We start from the raw sequence: 19,216 nt of genomic DNA on the forward strand, positions 1-19,216 counted from the left end.
AAGCTCGGAAAGCGCGTCTTCGGTTAGCAAATCGCATTGGAAAGCGAGCTTGTTTGTCTGTGCTATGGCGTTGTGTACGCTCTCAGGCTATGCAGCCTCAATGATTGGCTGGTCCAACTTTTCTTTGAGCGTTAATGATCTGACAAGCTATTGGTTTGCGTTTGATGAGGGCAATATGCTGCATCAAATCCTCGCGACGCTGCGTGCGCCTCGTGCCTATGCTGGGTTATTAATTGGCGCTTCGCTTGCGGTATCCGGAGTGCTGATGCAAGGATTAACTCGTAACCCTTTGGCGTCGCCATCCATTCTCGGCATTAATGCTGGTGCGGCTTGTTTTATGGCCTTGGCGTCCATCGGCGTACCATTCTTTAGTCAATTGAACCCAATCATCAACGCAGTACTCGGCGCGCTACTAAGTGGTGGTGCGGTCATGTTGTTGGGCGGTTTTTTTTCCGCGCGTTCTCACCCATTGCGTTTAGTGCTAGCGGGCATTGCCATCAGTGCACTGCTGATAGGGTTAACTCGTGCGTCGGTAATTTTGGCGGATGACATGGCTTACAGCGTGTTGCATTGGTTAACGGGTTCACTCTCCGCGGTAGATTCTGAACAGTGGCAGCAACTGTGGCCTTTTGCGACTTTAGGTTTGGTGCTCGCCATGGGCTTAGCGCGAAACTTAAATTTACTCGCGTTGGGGGACGAAGTTGCTGTTGGGCTAGGTGGTAACATTCGTCTTACGCGATTTATCAGTGGTTTAGCGGTTGTGCTGTTGGCAGGAACTAGCGTAGCGATTGCTGGGCCAATTGGCTTTGTCGGGTTGTTAGTGCCGCACTTGGTACGCCCGATTGTTGGTCACAACTATCACATTCTCATTCCGGTTTCCGCCTTGTGTGGCGCGGCATTGGTGACGTGGTCAGATGCTTTATCACGAGCGATTGCTTTTCCGGCTGAAACGCCAGTGGGCGTGATTACCGCGCTGTTGGGCACACCTTGCTTTATCGCGATTGCAATGAGGAAATCATCATGATGAATCAAACCAAACTGTTTGCATTAGTTGGATTGTTGCTGATTGCGTCTTCTCTCACGCTGTTTGTTGGCGCGGCGAACATGTCGGCTCAACAGGTTTTTGCATTACTGTTTTCTTTCTCTGACTCGGACTTTGTGATTCACCAATATCGATTACCGAGAATGTTGCTCGCCATTGGCGTGGGCGCTGGGTTGGGGCTGTCAGGCGTTTTAGTTCAAGGCGTCATCCGTAATCCACTTGCCTCACCAGATTTAATGGGGATAAGCGCCGGAGCAGGACTGGCGGCTACCGCTTGTTTGGTGCTGTATCCGAATGCGCCAGTGGCAATGTTGCCGATGGTCGCTATGGCGGGAGGCTTGCTTGCTGCTGGCTTTATTGCTGTGCTGGCTTACTGGTCGAAACCAACACCAGCACGTTTGGCGCTGATTGGTGTTGCTGTCAGCGCATTTTTAGCCAGCGGTATCGATTTTCTTCTGATTGTGCACCCTATCGAAATCAACACGGCGATGGTATGGCTAACCGGCAGTTTGTGGGGACGAAATTGGCAACAAGTGCCGTTTATTTGGAGTGCTCTATTGCTGCTACTGCCATTGGCGTTTTGGCTGGCTTGGCGGCTAGATGTTATGGGACTGGGAGAAGAAAGCGCTACTACGCTTGGCATGAAACCAAGACAGACCCAAATTCTTGCGCTGATTGCTGCCGTGTTATTGGCGAGCATCAGTGTGTCTGTGGCAGGCACGATCAGCTTTGTTGGCCTGCTTGCGCCGCATCTTGCGCGTTTGCTGTTTGGCCACAACCACAAGTTGTTGATTCCAGCCGCTGCAACCCTTGGCGCTTTGTTGGTGATTTGCGCCGATGGTTTAGCGAGAGGCTTACAGCCGCCAATTGAGCTACCAGCGGGAGTGCTGACATCTGTTATTGGCGCACCATATTTCATTTTTCTTTTGTATCGTTATAGAGGTTGGTAAGCATGTTACGAACGCAGAACTTATCCGTCGCGTACGGCAAACAGACCATCATTCCAGATCTCTCTTTGTCGATTCCTCAAGGTAAAATTACCGCACTAGTTGGTCCAAATGGTTGCGGTAAATCGACACTATTAAAAACCTTGGTACGCATCAATAAACCCGCTTCTGGCCAAGTGTTGTATGACGACAAACCACTAAGCAGCTACGGTGATAAACGCTTGGCGCGTTCGTTGTCTTTGCTGCCGCAGATTCTTGTCAGTCCTGAAGGTATTATCGTCAGAAAACTGGTCGAATATGGCCGCTCGCCTTATCTCTCTCATTGGGGCCGGTTAAGTCAACAAGACAAGACCTTAGTCGAGCAAGCAATGCAAGATACTGGCGTGATTGAGTTTGCTGACAAGCCAGTTGAATCGTTGTCTGGTGGCCAAAGACAAAGGGCGTGGATTGCGATGGTAATGGCGCAAGATACCGACGTAGTGATGCTTGATGAGCCAACCACTTACTTGGATCTCTCTCACCAAGTTGAGCTGATGAAACTCATGAGGCAGATGAACGACAAAGGCAAAACAGTGGTCGTAGTGCTGCACGATCTAAACCAAGCGTGCCGTTACTGCGATCATTTGGTGGTGTTGGAAAAAGGTCAGTTAGTCACGCAGGGAACACCGCAAGAGGTACTGACAGAAGGTATGTTGGCATCGGTGTTTGATTTACAAGCGAGAGTATTTAACGACCCAATCTCAGGCACGCCGATGTGTGTGGCGGTGTAGGTTTACGTCTTTCGAAAGCTATCTGCAATAAAAACGTCGATCCATAAAAACAAACCCCGCTAGTAACAAAGTCGCTAGCGGGGTTTGTTGTTTTTAAGAGCGTCCTTAATGTGGCGTTTAAGCCAGTTTAAACGTTGCCACTTTCGAGTTGAGATCCTCAGCTTGCGATTTCAGCTCAGCAGATTGATTCATCGATTCTTCGGCACCAACTACCAAGTGATCGGTCACATCTTTAATGGACGTGACGTTTTGCGTGATTTCATTGGTTACGTGCGTTTGCTCTTCGGCGGCTGTCGCAATTTGCGTTGCCATATCGCTGATCAGCGCAACGGCCGCGTTGATTTCATCCAGAGCCAGTGCTGCGCGATCTGCATCTTCCACCGAACCTTGCGCGAGCTGAGAGCTTGTATCCATGATGGTCACGGCGCGTTGTGTGGTTTGCTGCAAAGTCTCGATCGTCGAGCGAATCTCTTCGGTTGAGGTGTGTGTGCGTTGTGATAGCACGCGAACCTCGTCTGCAACAACGGCAAAACCGCGACCTTGTTCACCTGCACGCGCCGCTTCAATCGCCGCATTCAGAGCCAGTAAGTTGGTTTGTTCTGCGATGTCTCGAATCGTTGATAGTACGGTTGAGATGTCTTGCGCGTGCTGGTTGAGCTCGCCGATGACAACGCTCGCTTGGTTGACTTCAGAAGACAAATTGTTGATGGATGACTTGGAGTTGATCACTAACTCATGACCATTTTGTGTGCTCGCTGAAGAGTCTTGAGCGGCTTTAGCCGTCTGCTCTGCATGTGCTGCAATCTCTTGCGTTGCCGATGCCATTTCAGTCACAGCGGTCGCCACCATCGTGATTTCTTGTTGCTGATGGTTCAGATCGGAAACCGATTGATTCGCGCGATTCGTGCTCAGCTCCGATTGTTGGCTCAGTTCTTCCGCTTGGTGACGAATGTGACCAATAAGTTGCTGCAAACTTTCAACGAACTGGTTGAAGTTTTCAGCCAGCTCACCAACTTCGTCACGGTTTTCTACTTTGATGCGTTGAGTTAGGTCGCCGCTACCGTTTGCGATTTGTGCAAGCGCATTCGAAACGTTGTAGAGCGGACGGAACAAGATGTTACATAGCAGATTAAACAAAGCTACGCAGATAACGACGACGATGGTGGTTGCGATGATCTGATCCCAAACAGCATCGTAGAGTGGGGCAACCAACGAGTTTTGATCTAACACCGTCACTGTTGTGAGCTTGGTACCCTCTATGTGGCGCGCGTAAATCACATATTCGGTGCCGTTAATAGAGACGCGACGCTCTGTACCTGAACGTGCGGCAGACGTAATGTCGTTGTTGTTGAGGCCTAGCTTGCTAACCGGTTGATTCAGCAGTTTACCGTTGTTATGAGTGAAAATATTGCCCTGTTCATTGGCAATAAACATATAACCTTCACCCGGTAGGATCACTTGGTTCAGGCTGTTCAGGATATCACCGATCTCTACGTCAGCACCCAGAACGACGGTTTGACCATGCAATTGCAGGGCTTTACCGAGCGACACGACGTTAGCCCCCGTGGCAGCTGCGACGGTCGGGTTATCCATAAAGACTTTCGATGGGTTGGCGATTGCATTGGTGTACCAGCCCCACTTACGAGGATCGTTATTACCTGGTGGCAAAACCACCCCATTAGCGTTGTCTTGTGACCCGTCCGGGTAAGCGAGGAAAACGTTATCGAACGCGCCAGAGTCTCGGACTTGTTTCAAATGCGTAACCAGAGAACGTTTCTCTGAATCAGAAGAGAGTGAAGTTAGTGCGCGCTCTTTAGAGAGTAGCCAGTCCTTTACGTATTGATTGTAAGATGCGCTAGTGCTTTCTAGTCGCTGTGCGACTTCGACATCGAGCCTATTTAATGAATCTCGAAAAGACAGCCCCTCTACCAGCACTCCCCCTAGAATGATGGCGGCACTGGCAGAGATTGCCAGTTTGTTTTTTAATGATAGATTTTTGAACATAAAGCGAATAATAGATCTTTGAATAATAGTTGTTGTGTTTTTATTCTCATCAGTGCTCTCTGCGCTGTTGAATATGCAGCAGAAAGTCAGATTCGAATCTGTTCAATAATTATATTTTATTGCTCAAAATAAATACTGACTCCATGTCGCGAATTTGAGTTTTACACCAAATAAGCAAAAGGATTTGGAACGATATTATTTATGTATTTGTAAAGTAAGGATTTGTCGATTTTTGTAAATGAGAATTGATTTCAATAAATGGTGATCTTTATCACATTTGCGTGTCTGATAATCCATTAAAAATGTGAAGGTTATAGCACCGGATATATATTGATTAGCTTAATCATTGTTATGGGCAATCGTTATGCGCAGTATATTGTTAGTCCCCGCGTTATTAGTGTCAGGGTGTGCTCTGATACAACAGTCGACGCCGATTCAACCTGACGCCAACTGGCACGTGGACCAGTTATCGAACGGTATGAAATACCATCTCTATCCAACAGAAGACCAAGAAGTCTCGGTCCGTTTGGTGATGAATATCGGCTCATTCCAAGAAACATCTTCTCAAAAGGGTTACGCTCACTTTGTTGAGCATATGGCGTTTAATGGTAGTGAGCATTTTACCGGTAACGACGTTGTCAAACTTTTTGAGCAATCTGGTGGTAGCTTTGGCGCTGATATCAACGCTTTTACCAGTTATCAGCAAACGTCTTACCAACTTGACCTTGCGAATAATACGAAGCTAGAAGATGCCCTGAAGTGGATGAGAGATATCGGTAACGGACTTGAGTTTGCTCCTGAGCAAGTAGAGAAAGAAAAAGGGGTGATTCTCGGGGAATGGCGACGTGCCAATCCGGATGATAAGTCCTTTTCTATGCATGCTTACCAAGCCTCGATTGAAGGCACTATGTATGGTGAGCATGACCCAATAGGTACTCGCGAAGCGATTCAAAATGCTTCCTCGAGTAAGTTAAAGGCGTTTTACGACAAGTGGTACCAGCCACAAAATGCCGAGTTGATTGTGACCGGTAATATCGACGTAGATTCACTGTCCAAGATTATCAAAAGCAAGTTCTCGAACTGGGAAAGTACCTCGGATACGGTAATAGAGAAGCGCCGCGATATTCGAGTGAACAACGAAAACAGAATCTTGCCAAGTAACACGATGGAATCACCAAGTCTTCATTTAGTGATTGAGCGTGGTCTAAGTGGCGGCACGACGATTGAGCAACAACATGAAGTGTGGCGTGATGAAGTCGCAACACAACTCATTCAACAGCGTTTGATCCGTGTACTCAGTGATGCCGCTGAACCTTTTCAATACGCTTATGCAGAGCCCTATTACTCTAACTATCAGCGTATGATGTCGGCAGGGATTTCGTTTGCACCAGATCGCCGCGAACAAATGCACCAGACTTTCATTCGTACCTTGGCGTCGTTGAGAGATTATGGTGCGACTCAATCCGAGTTAGATAGCGTTATGTCAAATTGGCAAGGTGAACTTGCAAATATTGATTCAGATTGGAGTCTGCGTAAGCCAAACAGTTACGCAGAAGCACGTGTTTTTCAAATTGGACAAGACAGTGTCAGCCAATCAAAAGAGAATTATGCCCAGAGTTTGGCAGAATTCATCAACAACGAGAATTTAGAGAGCATTAACACACAATTGGCGGCTTTGTTATCTCAGCAGCCAAGCTTTTTTATTGGTTTGGGGAAAAGCGAAACGTCAGAACAGTTCAATGGTGTATTTGCCGCTCTAAACAGTGCCTATCTTCAAACTGGCGAAAAACCGTTAGAGATGTATGACAAAGTGGATGGATTCTTAAAGCCTACCCAGGAAGGCAGCATCACGAGCATGCGTCAGGAAGCGGGTGGTTTTCAAGTCTATACGCTATCAAACGGTGTCGAAGTGTGGTTCCAAAAAGATACTAAAGCGGGTGGTCGAGCGTATATTTACTATGCGAGCCAAGGTGGTAAAGCCGCTGTTGATCCGACGTTGTATGCCGCTTATGAAATCGCAGCAACAACGGCAATACGCAGTGGGTTAGGGGCATTTTCTGGTTCAGAGCTAGATAGCTACTTACGCAAAAACAACATTGCGCTTGGCGCGATGCTTGATGCGACCAGTCACGGAGCACAAATTACGGCGCCAAATACGCACCTAACTGATGCTTTGAATGGACTATACAACCTAGCGACGGAGATTAAAGTCGACGAGCGCCAGATGGCAGCAGCGAAGCAAGAGTTTAAACAGCAGAGCGGCGCTTTTTTTGAATCACCGATGGGAAAACTGATTCAAAAAGCAAACGGCAATTCTTATTTGCCGGGGAGTCGTCATCGTATAGTGTCCAGTGATGATGTTGAACAAGTGACTTCCGAGCAGGTACTAGCGGTGCATGAGCAACTTTTCAAAACCAATGATGGTTTTAAGATGGTTATTGTTGCAAACGTAGAGCCGGAAGAAATTACACCACTTTTGCGTAAGTATGTGGCCTCTATCGAAATGAAACCGAGTCGTTCGATTGATTATCACGTTGCGTTTAACCCGGAAGTGCCGGAGCGAACTGTGGTTGCGGATGGGCATGAACCTTCATCGTTGTATGTAATGCGTTTGACTAATACGAGCGATTACCAACGTACGGCAAGAGACACGGTTATCGAAGATATTTTGCAACGTATTAGTAATGCACGTGTTTTGGATATTGTGCGAGAAGAGTCTAGCCTTGATTACAGCCCGAGCATTTACACCATGACACAAGATCGCGAACCCATCTCTGATTGGCTCTTGGAGTCTCAAGTTGAGCCCGAAGACGTGGCACTTTTAGAGAGTAAACTGGGCAAAGTGTTTGATGATTTAGCGTCAAATATTACCCAAAAAGAAGTGGATACGGCCGCGAAACAACTGGCAGTCGCGATGCAAGGATTGGATGACAACCCAGCACAGAGATCATGGGCATATACTCGTTATTTGGTGCATGATTACGGCGTCGATGTGTTGCTTGACGTTGAGAAAGTGGCTAAGAGTGTGACGTTAGATGAAGTGAAAGCGTATGCAAAATCAGCTTTTGGTCCACAAGCAAAACGCTCGGTGATGGTTTTAAATCCGGCCGAATAATCACGTAGTTTCTGACGAAAATCGTGGCAATAGTAATAAAAAAGACGGCGTGAAAGCCGTCTTTTTAAGCACTTTAATCAAAGCGTTTTATGCTGATTTACGCGCAAGTCGCTTTTCATTGTTGGTGTTGTTTTCTTTTGTGTTCGCACTGTCTTGAGCCTTACCCTTGAGCGTTACCACTTCTTTTTCAGGTAATTCAGCTGCTTCACCAAAGAATTTACCACCAGGTTCAATGCTGAGGTTATTGCTCCAGATCCTACCGCTTACGCGTCCCTTGGCAAGCACTTGAATGTGTTCTGCGTGACAGTTTCCGTCCATCATGCCGTTAATGATCAGCTGTTTAGCGTAAATTTCACCGTTTACTCGCCCGCTTTCTGCGACAACGAGAGTGCCTTCCACGTTAATTTGACCATCGACGATGCCATCAATCTGGACATCGTTTTCTACTTTGAGTTCTCCGCTAAGAGAACAGCCTTTGGCGATGAGAGTTGAAGCTGCTGAGCTACTCGTTGTTCCACTGTTTTGATTAAAGATTCCCATCGTATTCTTCGCTCCTTAGTAAAAATGTCTTCGAAATCATTAAGGCTCCAATCGACAAATGGTTTCGGATTCAGTGCTCGCCCAACAAATCGCACCTCGTAATGCAGGTGAGGGCCAGAAGAGAGCCCACTGTTGCCGGAAATTGCAATCAGCTGCCCTTTTTTGACGAACTGACCACTTTTTACTTTGAACGCTTTCAAGTGCGAATAAGAACTCGAAAAACCGAAAGAATGTTGCAGCCTGAGGAAGTTACCAGAGCCTTTATTACTGCGGCGGGTGACTTCCACTACCCCATCGGCAGGGGCATAAATTTTGGTGCCGATATTTACGGCAAAATCGAGCCCACGATGCATCTTGGCAACTTTTGTCACCGGATGGATACGCTTACCAAATCCGGAAGATAGCCGTACGTTGCCGACTGGAGAGCCACTTGGTATTTGGTTTAATAACACCATGCGAACGTTTGAGGTTATCGCTGCTGCATCGAGCCTAGCATCCAAGTTATTTGTCGAGGTATGTTCCCCAACCCCAAGCACTTTCTCTAATTCACCCAAACGTTCCGAAACAAGTTGTACCCGTTCTTCCCGTTCTGAAAGGTCATTTTCTAGCTCTGATTTAAGTGTTTTCAGTGTGCTGAGCTCTTCACCCATGGTGCGTGAATGCTCTGTCAATTCAGCTTGTTTTAACGCTGCATTATCAACGCGAGTGTACAAGTGATGAATTAAGATTACGGTCGCGGCCAGAGCAACAACAAAAAAAACGAAAAACGTTTTTATGTTGCGTTGCATCCTTTTACTGAAGTACCAATGTCTTGAGCCATTGATAGTTGATATAGAGATCGTCAACTGGTCTTTCATCGTCTTCTATTGCTCGTATTTGGTATACGTCTCGTCACTGAGTTAGTAGGAATGTAAGGAAAACGAGTAGGGACTGCCAGAGGCAAATTGGAAAGAAGTGTCAGGTCGTGAGGCGTTTTCAGATATTAGATAAAAGACTCAATAAAGATTTAATATTCTGCTGATTTTGGTCGTAATTACTCCAAATCGCTTCATTTAACTGAATATTATGATTTTTAAGGCGGTTATCCGAGAAATTGGATTGTGAATATTGCCAATAGCATCCGCACGCAATTCAACTTACTTCACGGTTTGCCTTATAAATGTTGGATAATTTATCAAACCGACATTCATTACATCGATAACTTGTTTATGATAGCGGTTGATATAAAGCACTATTCATTGGCTTTAAACCTAAGCGTTACATTTCGTTTAGGAACACATAACTATGACAACGGAGTTGGTCGTGAAAAAACTACTATTGGCTACAGCGGTGGTCGCAGCTGCAGGGGGCGCTGGCTACCTGTACCAAAACAATACTACCACAAGTGATGCAGGCTCACTGTTAACGCAAGTTCCTGCAGATTCACTTATGGTGACGTATCAGACTGAACCTTTTAACCATTATAAATACATGAACGCATTCGGTACGGCGAATCAAGGCTCGATTGCAGAACTTTTTGCCGATGAACCACTGTCTCCACAACAGCAGTTTGCAGTTAACTTATTCGATGGGTACCTAGAGAGTGCTGCGTCGCCAGAAACATTAAAAGCTTATTTGGGCACCGGGGAAAACATTAATCCTGTGTTGTACACAATTGGTATGGTACCGGTGTACAAAGTGGATATTGAAGACCCTGCCGCGTTATGGAAAACACTGGATCATGAAGAGCAGATGAGCGGCGCTAAGCATGAGTTGGTTAAGCTTGGTGACGTCGAGTATCGTCGTTACGAGATGACTGATTCAATTGACCCGCAGGACGGTATTGGCTTGGTTGTAGCCGTGGTTGATAACGTGCTTACGTTAACGGTTGATGTTCCGCAACTGGGCGTTCAAAACCCGATTAAAATGGCATTAGGGCTTGAAGCACCAAGTCAAAATATTGCTGACAGTGGACGCCTTGAGGCGTTGCAAGCCAAATACGGTGAAAACAACAACTCTTTTGGTTACTTTGATCATCGCGAAGTGATTAAAGGTTTGACGACGAAAGATGGCAATATGTTTGCTCGTCAAATCAGCACGTTGGATGCAATAGATCCTGAACCAACTATTGAGGAAATGCGTTCACCAGCCTGCCATACTGAGCTTACTCAAGTTGCAGAAAACTGGCCTCAGTCCGTCGCGTTTGCAGAATACAAGATGAAAGGCGATCAGGCGTTCATTAAAGGTTCTTTTGTTGTTGAGTCCAACAATAAAGTGATTCTAGATGCGCTCAAGTCGATTCGTGGTGTATTGGCAGAGTCTAAAAGTGATAAGAGTTTCTTTAGTATGGCGCTTGGCTTAGACATTAATACGCTAGCGCCATCGATTGGTCAGATTTGGGCTGACTTGACTCAGCCTCAATACCAATGCTCTTTATTGACACAAATGCAGCAAGAGATAGGCGGCCAGAATCCAGCAGCCGCTGTAAGCATGGGGTCAGGCATGGTTAACGGCCTGAAAGGGTTAAGCCTGCAAATGTTTGATATCAAAGTAGATACTAATGCTCAGCATGGTGAAGTATTTAGCCAGCTAGATGGTATGTTGTCTCTTTCTGCCAATGATCCAATGATGCTTATTCAAACTGCGCAAATGTTCGTTCCTGAACTTGCTCAATTGCAAATTCAACCGGATAACCAACCTGTTAATGTCAGTGAGCTATTAGAAATGCATACTGGCATGAAGGTGGACGTGTTTGCTCGTCTAAACGAAAACCATTTCACCCTTTACAGTGGTGATAGTGCTGCGGAAGCAAGCAAAGAAGTGATGGCGCAATCACTTTCTCCAAATGGCTTGTTCAGCTTTGATTTTGATTCAGAGCGTATTTTGGAAGTGCTAGAGAGTGCGTCGTCAATCACTGGGGAGCCGGTTCCGGATGATGTTGTCAAAAGCTTACAAGGCGAGCTTGTTGGTGGTATGACGATGGACGTGACAGACCAAGGTATTGGTTTTGAGTTTGATTACCGTGGTGCAACTAAACCTGTAACGGTTGCACAACAGTAACACATTGAGTAGAAAAAGGCGGCATATGCCGCCTTTTGTTATTATGTACCGTATTAAAAAGCGAGTGGGAAGAGCGACGCTTACTCATCTATTTGAGGATGAGAGTATTGCTGATATTCAGGTAACTCTTTTCTTAAATTACTAAATGTCGCCCATGCACTTTCTTTTGAGAGTTTGTTGATCAGCCAGTTTGGCAATAGACCTCCGGGGTCAGCAAACGCCTTGTATTCCACGAGTGTTGTATCGTTTGTGAGTTTTTGTAACTCCCAAGTCGCATCAACCGAGCGAATTCGAACATAACCATTTTGTTCAGCAAGATATGAGTCAGGTGCGCTTTTGATTTCTATGGTGAATCCCAGCTCATCGACCCAGTACTTTGAGTAGGTGACCATATCCCGATTTTTGGCAGGCCATGGTGCTTTAAACTGGGTGTAAACGATGTTCTCGGTGGCCGATATCTGATTTAAAACCCGGCTATGACTGGCATTGTCAATCCAGTTCGGGATATTGTCACTGTCTTCCAGTAGCGTTAAAAATGCACCATAGCTGGTGGGTGTGAACATCCGGGCACGGATCTCAACTAAACCGTCACTATGTTCTCGGGAGTAAATTGTGATTCCATTCTTGTCACTCTCGAACTGCCAGTTCTCGTTGGCGCTCGCATCAGTGCCAGCGGATATCAATGTGGCGAGTGTTAAGGCGCCCATTCTTAAATGCAACATCATGTTAGTATCCGCCAACTTTTCCTAAATTTAAGTTTATACGATTTGTCGTAACTATAAGGACAATAGTATGTTTTTTGTTATCGTTCTGAAGGTTGCTCTGCACTGAAGCCACGTTGAATGTTGGTGAAGGTAAGCGATGCAAATATTACGATAACGATCGCTAGATGCCATGCTTGACTCAATCCAAGCTGCACCAGAGTTAAGCTGACCAATGAGGAGACGACCATTTGTCCACCACCAGACATTGCCGCTGCGGCACCTGCTTGCTTTTTATAAGGTTGCATTACCATCGCTTGTGCACAAGGTAGGGCAATACCATTACCCAAGATCATTAATAGCTGTCCTAGCATCAGAAATAGAGGCTCAACAGGACAGAAAAATAACCATATTGCGGCAGCGAGGTGAAGAAATGGGGTGCAAAGCAGCATTTTTTTATTGCCAATAATTGGCCTTACTCGGTTACAAATCGTGGTACCACATAACATACCCAAAGCGGGAATGAGCGCCCATATCGCGTATTGAGCGGAGGTCATGCCAATTTGATCTTGCATGATAAATGGCATCACAGAGACTGTCGTAATCATTAAGCTGAAGTTTAACCAACTGATACTGGCGAAACTCATAAAGTAACGAGACGTAAGTAAGCTCTTGTATTGGAGTAACATTTTTCGGGGTGACGGAATGACAGAACGTTTTGTGATGGTTTCTGTGAACTTAAAGGCGATGATTACCCAGGCCAGCGAGACATAGCCCAATAGAGAAATAAACACCATACTCCAACCGAAGTGGAAGTTGATAAAGCCGCCAATCACAGGTGCAATAAGTGGCGTGATTGAAGCCGCCATGGCGATGTAAGACATTGCCACTGGGAGTTCATCCCCGCTAAATCTATCTCGAGTCGACGCCCTCGCGAGTACCGCGCAGCATCCTGTACCTAACCCTTGTAAAAAGCGCCCCATCACCATCCCTGTAAATGTGTCACTGAAGAAAATAATCATCAGCAGACCAGACATCGCGATGAGTAAACCGGTAAGTAATACTCTTTTTCGTCCTAAAGCATCTGACACTGGCCCGTAGATAAATTGAGAGGGGCCGAAGCCGAGCAAATAAATACTCACAAGCAGTTGAGCTTGGTCGAGGGAGATGGAAAAGTCTTTTGCTATCCATGGCAAAGAGGGCATAACTAGCCCCATGCTCAACTGGCCAACGCTAATAATAAGACAGGCGAGTAGTATAGTATGAAAGTTGATTGGGCGACTCATGACTGGTCTCCATTCAAACAACCTTTTTGGCGTCGTGAGCTTAAGCCGCCTTCGTCATCCACTTCATTTAGCTTTGCTTTGACCCGCTTCACAGTCGATAGACTGACTTCGCATTGCTCTGCTACGTTTTGCAATGTGTAGCCTTCTAGCAGTAACGTTGCGATCTGTTGGTGTTTGGTTTTGTTTGCGGGGCGGCCGCGAAACTTCTGTTTCCATAATTCTGGCTGCTCTTTAATGGCCTGTCGCCCTTGCTCTGCGGCAAACAGGCGATGTTCAGTCTGCACTTTCCCATATCCAGATAACACTGTGAGTAGTGTTTGAGTCTGAACAGAACCTGGCTCAAAAGTTATTGATTCACATACAGTTTTCAATGTTACCCCTTTATCGAGTAGCATTTTTATCGTGTTCAATGCTTGACTAAAGTCGCGACCAAATGCGGTCAGCCACCAGAGCACAATCGTATCCCCAGCTCTGACGGAATCGAGCAGTCGTAAGAATGCCTCTCTCTCGGTTGGAGGCATGCAACCACGAACCTTATCCTCAAAATGCTGAGCTTCGGGCGCAAAAGCTTTTAGAGTATTAAGGTGCTCTTGGTAAGCTCGATTTTTTGGCGAATAACGAGTGTAAAGATACGTGGTCATAAGGATTATGAGCCTCTTTTTGTTTGGTTCATATAGTGTAATAGTTCATAAATATACATGGGTTCATTAATGCTTACAACACTAAATGAGCCGTTTGGGAGTCAGAGGCAAATAAAAAAGCCAACCGAATGGCTGGCTATAGCTATTTAAGCTTTTGTTGTCTGGCGCTCGATTAACTTCACTGGCACCATCATTTTTACTAGGCTGCCGTTTTTCGTATTAATTTGATCAACAATGATCTTCACGCACTCGCGAGCGAGGCGACGGAAATCCTGGCGGAACGTGGTTAATTGATAGCTTAACCATTCTGTCTGAGGAATATTATCAAAACCAATGACTTGTAAGTCCTGAGGAATCCTCAACCCGCATTCTATACGGGCGATATCCATGACCGCCATCGCAAGGTTATCGGTTGCACAGAACACCGCTTCAGGCCGATTTTTGTCTGCCAGTATGGCACGGACTTTATCAAGTGAGCTCGCGTAGTCATAGCTGGCTTCAATGATGCGTGGCGTCTTGCCGGTTAGGTCTTCAAATTCAGAGCAGAAGCCGCTTTGACGTTCGTCATTCGTAAAGGTTGGCACTTCTCCCGTCAAATAAACCGCGTTCTTCACGCCACTTTTGTGCAGAAGTTGCGCAGCTTGTTGGCCTGCTTCGTAGTTGTCACTGATAACGTAGCTACTCCTAGTACCTTCAACAACTCGTGCGTATTGAACAATTGGGATATTAAACTCTTCACATTCTTCATAAAGGGACTTATTGAAGGTTGCGGAAGCAGCAATGACACCATCGACGCGATACTGGAAGATATTTGGGATTGAGTGGCCCTCTTCTTCATCCACTTGCCATGGAATCAATACGGCAGAATAACCTTTTTTCTGTAACTCACTGGAAATTAATTGCAGTGTTTTCATATGTATAGGGTAATCCGCATCAGGAAACACCAAACCTATCAATTTCGATTCGTTTGTGGTCAGGCTACGTGCAAAGGCGTTAGGGCGGTAGTTAAGGGCTTTAGCCGCTTCAAAGACTTTTTGCTTGGTCTTTTCGGATACTGAGCTACCCGGAACAAACACGCGCGATACAGTAGATTGAGAGACGCCTGCCATCTTTGCCACATCTTTTGATGTGACTACGTGTTTAATTGATTTCATGAATAAAACTTAGTTGCCAGTAATTGAGGTCATAAGACTAGCATAAATAGGTACGTATTCATAAATGTTCTGACGGGGTATCCTAAGTAGAATAATGGCTTTGGAGTGTTAAAAAGCAAAATGTGGGTTAACCCATTTGGTTTGCTTTGAGCTAGCACTAGATCTAGAGCGTAGATACTGTCCGTTTGTTGGACGTACAGTATCTACGTAAAGAACATTAATTTGCTTGTTTGACTGCAACTTTACGTTTTGGGGAGAGGAGTGAATACCCCATGCATCCGATGCAAGCGGTAGCGACAAGAATAGAGCAGCCACGCATAAAGTTAATCAGCATAGGAGCGTTGTCGGTAAACGCGTTGATCCCCCAAAGCATCACGATCGAGAATACAAACATCACTAGTAAGCCATAACATGGAGCATCGATTTTGCCGGGAACGACATACCAACCATCTTCCTTGATTGGTTTATTTAGACGAGCATATTCCGCTTGCTGGCCTTTCACTGTGTAAAGATGCATTTCATCTTGTTTACCCGTCAGGAGAAGGCTAGCAATGTAAGCGACAACGGCATTCACAAGGACGCCAATCACGCAATACCAAGGCCACGCAATATCGGTCGCAACGGCTACATACCAAATCACCAAGAAGCTAGCAGCAACGCCAATCAACAAGCCTTTTTCCGTAATGTGTTTTGAGTAGAACCCAAGGACAAACATACAGAAGCTTGCACCGACAAAGTAAGAGCCTGCCTTACTCAGCACTTCCAGTACCGAGCCTGTGCTGGTGGCAAACATGATCGCTGGAATGATGACCAAAATCGCCCACGCCACCGTGAAGAAACGCGATACCTTCAAGTAATGCTCTTCCGACTCGTTTTGCTTGTAGAAGCGTTTGTAAAAGTCAGCCACAGAAACGGTCGCCATTGAGTTGAACGCAGAGTCGAGACTTGACATACTTGCCGCCAGAATCGCAGCGGCAATGATGCCCATCAAGCCTGGCATTCCATATTCACTCGCATAATGAAGAATGATGGTGTTGCCGTTTTCAAACTCTTTACCGTCGTAATAAGCGTTGAATAGGACACCAAGCAAGATAAAGACAAAGTAAATAAAGAAGGCCACGTAGCCCATCATCAACATTGCCTTTTTCGCATCGCCCATGTTTTTCGCGGCCATACAACGTTGTACCATCATCTGGTTACCGCCATACACGGTGGTGTGGAACATCGTCATTGCGATAACGCCAGCCCATACCGTCGTTACTTGGCTTAGGTCAAAACTTGTTTGTAGGGCATCGGTCATTCCTTTCGCTTTGAGCTCTGCCATGACCTCCGTCATTGGAGAAGGCATGCCATTCCAAACGGCTTCAATGATGATGAATGCGCCAATAAATAAGATTACTGCTTGAATCACATCGGTCCAAATGACAGCCGCGATACCGCCCATTACGGTGTAGATAAGGGCAATTGCAGTGACGATCATGATGCAGTACATGACGTCGATACCAGTAATGAACTCTAAAATCATTGCTGTCGCATAGAGTACCGCTGCCGAGCTCAATGCTTGTTTGATAAGGAAGATAAACGACAAAGTCAGTCGTGAAGCCTTACCGAAGCGTCGTTCTTGATACTCGTAGATGGAGGTTAAACCGCTGTTGTAGAAAAACGGCATAAACACAGCCACGATGAAGAAGATAACGAGCGGGTAATTGAGGTGAATCGCGATAACCGACAGACCTTCTTTGTAAGACCAAGCTGGCCCGCCAAGGAAAGACATGGCACTCACGTAAGTACAAACGACAGAAATACCGATCGCCCACCAAGGGATGCTCTTATCACCCAAGGCGAATTGGCTAGCCGAAGTGACTCGCTTTCCGATTACTGCACCCAGTACTAGCGTGAGGGCGATGTATCCCCCAAGGATGCTCCAGTTAAGTGCGCCAAACTCATGCATAATTAGGTCCTTCTAACTGTTCTTTCATTTGTGCAAACACGTCATAGCCAAGTTGCAGCAGGATATGAACGATGTCGATCGCCACCCAGTTTTCTTTCAGTAAATCTCCTTCGCGTCGCCAAATGTCCATAACGCGAAGTTCGATGTGTTTTCCGGTTGGGGCAAGACCGAGCCAGCCACTGTGACCAGTGTGAGTACCATGCATATGTGGCCAACCACCTGTGGATACGTAGTCATTTTTGGCCAAAAAATTGACCTCAATATCGACACTTCGATCTGGGAACGCAAACACAAATGGCGCTTGGTGCTGGTTACGGAAACCTTTGATACCGCGCGTCGTGCCAATACCTGCTGGGCCGTACCACATGAAGTCATTGTGCCAGTAGTTTTCTAAATCCATCGAGAAAAGATCTTGACCATCAAAACGACCCAAGCAAGACAGCATATCTTCAACCAGCTGGGCGCTCTTTTCACTTTCTTCCAAAGACACAACAGATTGTTGAATACCGTTAGAAGTTGCAGGAGAAGGAACCAAGCCATCGTGACCTAAGCTTTTACGAAGAGGGTTGCAGCCTGCTTGATTCATCGCGTCGATGAAGTCTGGGATCATGTAAGATTCGGTGATTTGGTCGTTCTCCACACACACCATTTCGGTGTAACGCAAGTAGAGTGTTTTCCCTGTTGCTGGTATGCCAAATAGTGGTTGTTCAAATGTACCGATAAAGTAGCCGGTAGAGTTGTACCAAGTGCGGCCTTCGTATTCGCCGTGCATCACAATTATTGGTCGGCGCTCGGCGTTAGGCAAAGCATTAACAAGTGGTGAGAGGAAAGATTCGTGGGTTGCATCTGGGCCATTAAGATCGTTCACAGGGTGCGCCACGCACCATTTTACGTCAGGGTTCAAAGCTTGCAGAGCGGCCTGTTTTTGCTCGATGTCTGCGGCTTTGAAGTAGTTCTGGTAGAACTGTTCGATGATGTTGAGTGACATGTTGCTTCCTTACTGTCTGTGATTTTAATAAATAGTGTTTAGTCAGCCGTTAGCCTTGCTGTAGCAGGATTTGCTTCCAGATTGCGGTCTCGTCAAACAAAGTGAATTCGCGACGAAGACCCCAAGGGCCAAACTCAGCGTGGCTGATCCCCATGATGTAAACCTCTTTTCCTGAAGGCTTACCAAACATCCCATATCCCTCATGCTTACCGTGCAAAGACCATCGAATTGCCGCGCGTGGTGACATCATGTCGTCATCCCGGCCAATACGATGGTGAACGGTAAATTGAGCATTTGGGAAAGACGCACGAAGTGCCATCCAAAAATGATCGACTTCCGAGTGTGATAGGGCATTTTGACCGCCAGTGTATTCGCCGATGCAAGCGCGGTCGTACTCTTTCGGTACTATAGAGAACTCGGCATTCATAAGGCTTCTGAGAATTGCTTCATAGCGCTGACCATATTCGTTGTCGTTGCCTACGCCCAAATAAGGTCCAGGAATGTCGACTTCAGGTGTGAACGGAAATGGGCTTGATTCCACGCCACCTTCAAATTCGATTTGTTGGCGTGCAAACTCTTCTGACGTCATACCCAGTTGTTTCGCGATATCGGCTTGATCGCGAACCAACCATTCGTCATTGATTTGGTTATTGATAGCGTGGCAATCTGCGATAATACGGAAACGAAGTTTGCGGTTCGAGGCTTGCCCGTAGAAGCCGTTGCCACTGTGTGTTGCAGTAGAGATGATTCGATGAGAAGAAAGCATGCCTTGCTCTGGGGTGCCTGACCAAATGACGTCTTCGCCATATAGCGTGCGATCGGGAAACTCGGCCAGTGTCGCCATTGTTGCACTGATCACCCCTTCGTTTCCTTGAACGATAGAGAGTGGAGTACGCACAACAATGTCGGGAGAGTAGTAGTGTTCTAAGGTGTTTAAACCTCGGTCTTCCCAAATCTCTTTTGTGATACCAAGAATGTAGTCGGGAAAATCACGCCACTTTTCATCGAAGCCAACCATGGCCATAAATCACCTCCGTA

General features: G+C 46.3%; 15 protein-coding genes. 5 read left to right on the forward strand and 10 right to left on the reverse strand.

The genetic code is table 11. The annotated features are described in order from the left end of the window. Positions 1 to 64: 64 nt before the first annotated feature. From R7P80_RS10745 to fecE, 3 genes are read left to right on the forward strand one after another with little or no spacing between them, the layout of a single operon-like run. On the forward strand, positions 65 to 1,024 hold the full coding sequence (locus R7P80_RS10745) for a FecCD family ABC transporter permease (RefSeq protein ID WP_370687806.1): 960 nt from the start codon (positions 65 to 67) through the stop codon (positions 1,022 to 1,024). Further along, entirely contained in the window at positions 1,021 to 1,992 is a 972-nt protein-coding gene (locus tag R7P80_RS10750) for a FecCD family ABC transporter permease (protein ID WP_213915592.1), read from the forward strand. The genes R7P80_RS10745 and R7P80_RS10750 overlap by 4 nt, the downstream gene beginning before the upstream one ends. A 2-nt stretch (positions 1,993 to 1,994) precedes the next feature. Beyond that, a complete protein-coding gene (fecE, locus tag R7P80_RS10755) occupies positions 1,995 to 2,759 on the forward strand; it encodes a Fe(3+) dicitrate ABC transporter ATP-binding protein FecE (RefSeq protein WP_225491603.1) in 765 nt (254 codons plus the stop codon). Positions 2,760 to 2,876: 117 nt separating this feature from the next. Here the strand turns inward: fecE and R7P80_RS10760 are convergent, their stop codons facing one another. Continuing rightward, positions 2,877 to 4,763 (reverse strand): methyl-accepting chemotaxis protein, encoded by a 1,887-nt coding sequence (locus R7P80_RS10760; protein ID WP_025768674.1) that lies wholly within the window; start codon positions 4,761 to 4,763, stop codon positions 2,877 to 2,879. Between the two features lie 364 nt (positions 4,764 to 5,127). On the opposite strand from R7P80_RS10760, the gene R7P80_RS10765 reads away from it, so the two are divergent. Continuing rightward, on the forward strand, positions 5,128 to 7,878 hold the full coding sequence (locus R7P80_RS10765; RefSeq protein WP_053350168.1) for a M16 family metallopeptidase: 2,751 nt from the start codon (positions 5,128 to 5,130) through the stop codon (positions 7,876 to 7,878). Between the two features lie 87 nt (positions 7,879 to 7,965). Here R7P80_RS10765 and R7P80_RS10770 read toward each other — a convergent pair whose 3' ends face one another. Both R7P80_RS10770 and R7P80_RS10775 read right to left on the reverse strand, forming a co-directional pair. Continuing rightward, a complete protein-coding gene (locus tag R7P80_RS10770; protein WP_080659230.1) occupies positions 7,966 to 8,418 on the reverse strand; it encodes a bactofilin family protein in 453 nt (150 codons plus the stop codon). After that, positions 8,322 to 9,275, reverse strand: coding sequence for a M23 family metallopeptidase (locus R7P80_RS10775; protein ID WP_005374721.1), 954 nt, complete (start codon positions 9,273 to 9,275; stop codon positions 8,322 to 8,324). The genes R7P80_RS10770 and R7P80_RS10775 overlap by 97 nt, the downstream gene beginning before the upstream one ends. Before the next feature lie 427 nt (positions 9,276 to 9,702). On the opposite strand from R7P80_RS10775, the gene R7P80_RS10780 reads away from it, so the two are divergent. After that, positions 9,703 to 11,457, forward strand: coding sequence for a hypothetical protein (locus R7P80_RS10780; RefSeq protein ID WP_186436814.1), 1,755 nt, complete (start codon positions 9,703 to 9,705; stop codon positions 11,455 to 11,457). Between the two features lie 80 nt (positions 11,458 to 11,537). Here the strand turns inward: R7P80_RS10780 and R7P80_RS10785 are convergent, their stop codons facing one another. The 7 genes from R7P80_RS10785 to R7P80_RS10815 form a co-directional block, all read right to left on the reverse strand. Continuing rightward, the gene (locus R7P80_RS10785) at positions 11,538 to 12,182 is read right to left on the reverse strand and encodes an START domain-containing protein (RefSeq protein ID WP_017820098.1); all 645 of its coding nucleotides are present in this window, start codon (positions 12,180 to 12,182) and stop codon (positions 11,538 to 11,540) included. A gap of 77 nt (positions 12,183 to 12,259) precedes the next feature. Next, positions 12,260 to 13,444, reverse strand: coding sequence for a multidrug effflux MFS transporter (locus R7P80_RS10790; RefSeq protein ID WP_225491604.1), 1,185 nt, complete (start codon positions 13,442 to 13,444; stop codon positions 12,260 to 12,262). Further along, entirely contained in the window at positions 13,441 to 14,085 is a 645-nt protein-coding gene (locus R7P80_RS10795; RefSeq protein ID WP_047102429.1) for a recombinase family protein, read from the reverse strand. Before R7P80_RS10795 ends, R7P80_RS10790 begins: the two co-directional genes overlap by 4 nt. Before the next feature lie 146 nt (positions 14,086 to 14,231). Next, a complete protein-coding gene (locus R7P80_RS10800; RefSeq protein ID WP_017820101.1) occupies positions 14,232 to 15,239 on the reverse strand; it encodes a LacI family DNA-binding transcriptional regulator in 1,008 nt (335 codons plus the stop codon). A 217-nt stretch (positions 15,240 to 15,456) separates the two neighbouring features. Beyond that, entirely contained in the window at positions 15,457 to 17,190 is a 1,734-nt protein-coding gene (locus R7P80_RS10805; protein ID WP_225491605.1) for a sodium:solute symporter family transporter, read from the reverse strand. Then, the gene (locus R7P80_RS10810; protein ID WP_225491606.1) at positions 17,183 to 18,178 is read right to left on the reverse strand and encodes an ester cyclase; all 996 of its coding nucleotides are present in this window, start codon (positions 18,176 to 18,178) and stop codon (positions 17,183 to 17,185) included. The genes R7P80_RS10805 and R7P80_RS10810 overlap by 8 nt, the downstream gene beginning before the upstream one ends. A 49-nt stretch (positions 18,179 to 18,227) precedes the next feature. Then, positions 18,228 to 19,202, reverse strand: a complete 975-nt coding sequence (locus tag R7P80_RS10815; RefSeq protein ID WP_054574863.1) for an ester cyclase — start codon at positions 19,200 to 19,202, stop codon at positions 18,228 to 18,230. Positions 19,203 to 19,216 lie beyond the last annotated feature (14 nt).

The sequence above is a fragment of the Vibrio sp. 2092 genome, from assembly GCF_033339635.1.
Lineage (GTDB): Bacteria > Pseudomonadota > Gammaproteobacteria > Enterobacterales > Vibrionaceae > Vibrio > Vibrio alginolyticus.

Coding starts and splice junctions, on each gene's coding strand:
- R7P80_RS10800 (WP_017820101.1), bottom strand. CDS start 15,239: ATGAAATCAATTAAACACGTAGTCACATCAAAAGATGTGGCAAAGATG.
- R7P80_RS10775 (WP_005374721.1), bottom strand. CDS start 9,275: ATGAAAGACCAGTTGACGATCTCTATATCAACTATCAATGGCTCAAGA.
- R7P80_RS10760 (WP_025768674.1), bottom strand. CDS start 4,763: ATGTTCAAAAATCTATCATTAAAAAACAAACTGGCAATCTCTGCCAGT.
- R7P80_RS10750 (WP_213915592.1), top strand. CDS start 1,021: ATGATGAATCAAACCAAACTGTTTGCATTAGTTGGATTGTTGCTGATT.
- R7P80_RS10770 (WP_080659230.1), bottom strand. CDS start 8,418: ATGGGAATCTTTAATCAAAACAGTGGAACAACGAGTAGCTCAGCAGCT.
- R7P80_RS10765 (WP_053350168.1), top strand. CDS start 5,128: ATGCGCAGTATATTGTTAGTCCCCGCGTTATTAGTGTCAGGGTGTGCT.
- R7P80_RS10745 (WP_370687806.1), top strand. CDS start 65: ATGGCGTTGTGTACGCTCTCAGGCTATGCAGCCTCAATGATTGGCTGG.
- R7P80_RS10785 (WP_017820098.1), bottom strand. CDS start 12,182: ATGATGTTGCATTTAAGAATGGGCGCCTTAACACTCGCCACATTGATA.
- fecE (WP_225491603.1), top strand. CDS start 1,995: ATGTTACGAACGCAGAACTTATCCGTCGCGTACGGCAAACAGACCATC.
- R7P80_RS10795 (WP_047102429.1), bottom strand. CDS start 14,085: ATGACCACGTATCTTTACACTCGTTATTCGCCAAAAAATCGAGCTTAC.
- R7P80_RS10815 (WP_054574863.1), bottom strand. CDS start 19,202: ATGGCCATGGTTGGCTTCGATGAAAAGTGGCGTGATTTTCCCGACTAC.
- R7P80_RS10805 (WP_225491605.1), bottom strand. CDS start 17,190: ATGCATGAGTTTGGCGCACTTAACTGGAGCATCCTTGGGGGATACATC.
- R7P80_RS10810 (WP_225491606.1), bottom strand. CDS start 18,178: ATGTCACTCAACATCATCGAACAGTTCTACCAGAACTACTTCAAAGCC.
- R7P80_RS10790 (WP_225491604.1), bottom strand. CDS start 13,444: ATGAGTCGCCCAATCAACTTTCATACTATACTACTCGCCTGTCTTATT.
- R7P80_RS10780 (WP_186436814.1), top strand. CDS start 9,703: ATGACAACGGAGTTGGTCGTGAAAAAACTACTATTGGCTACAGCGGTG.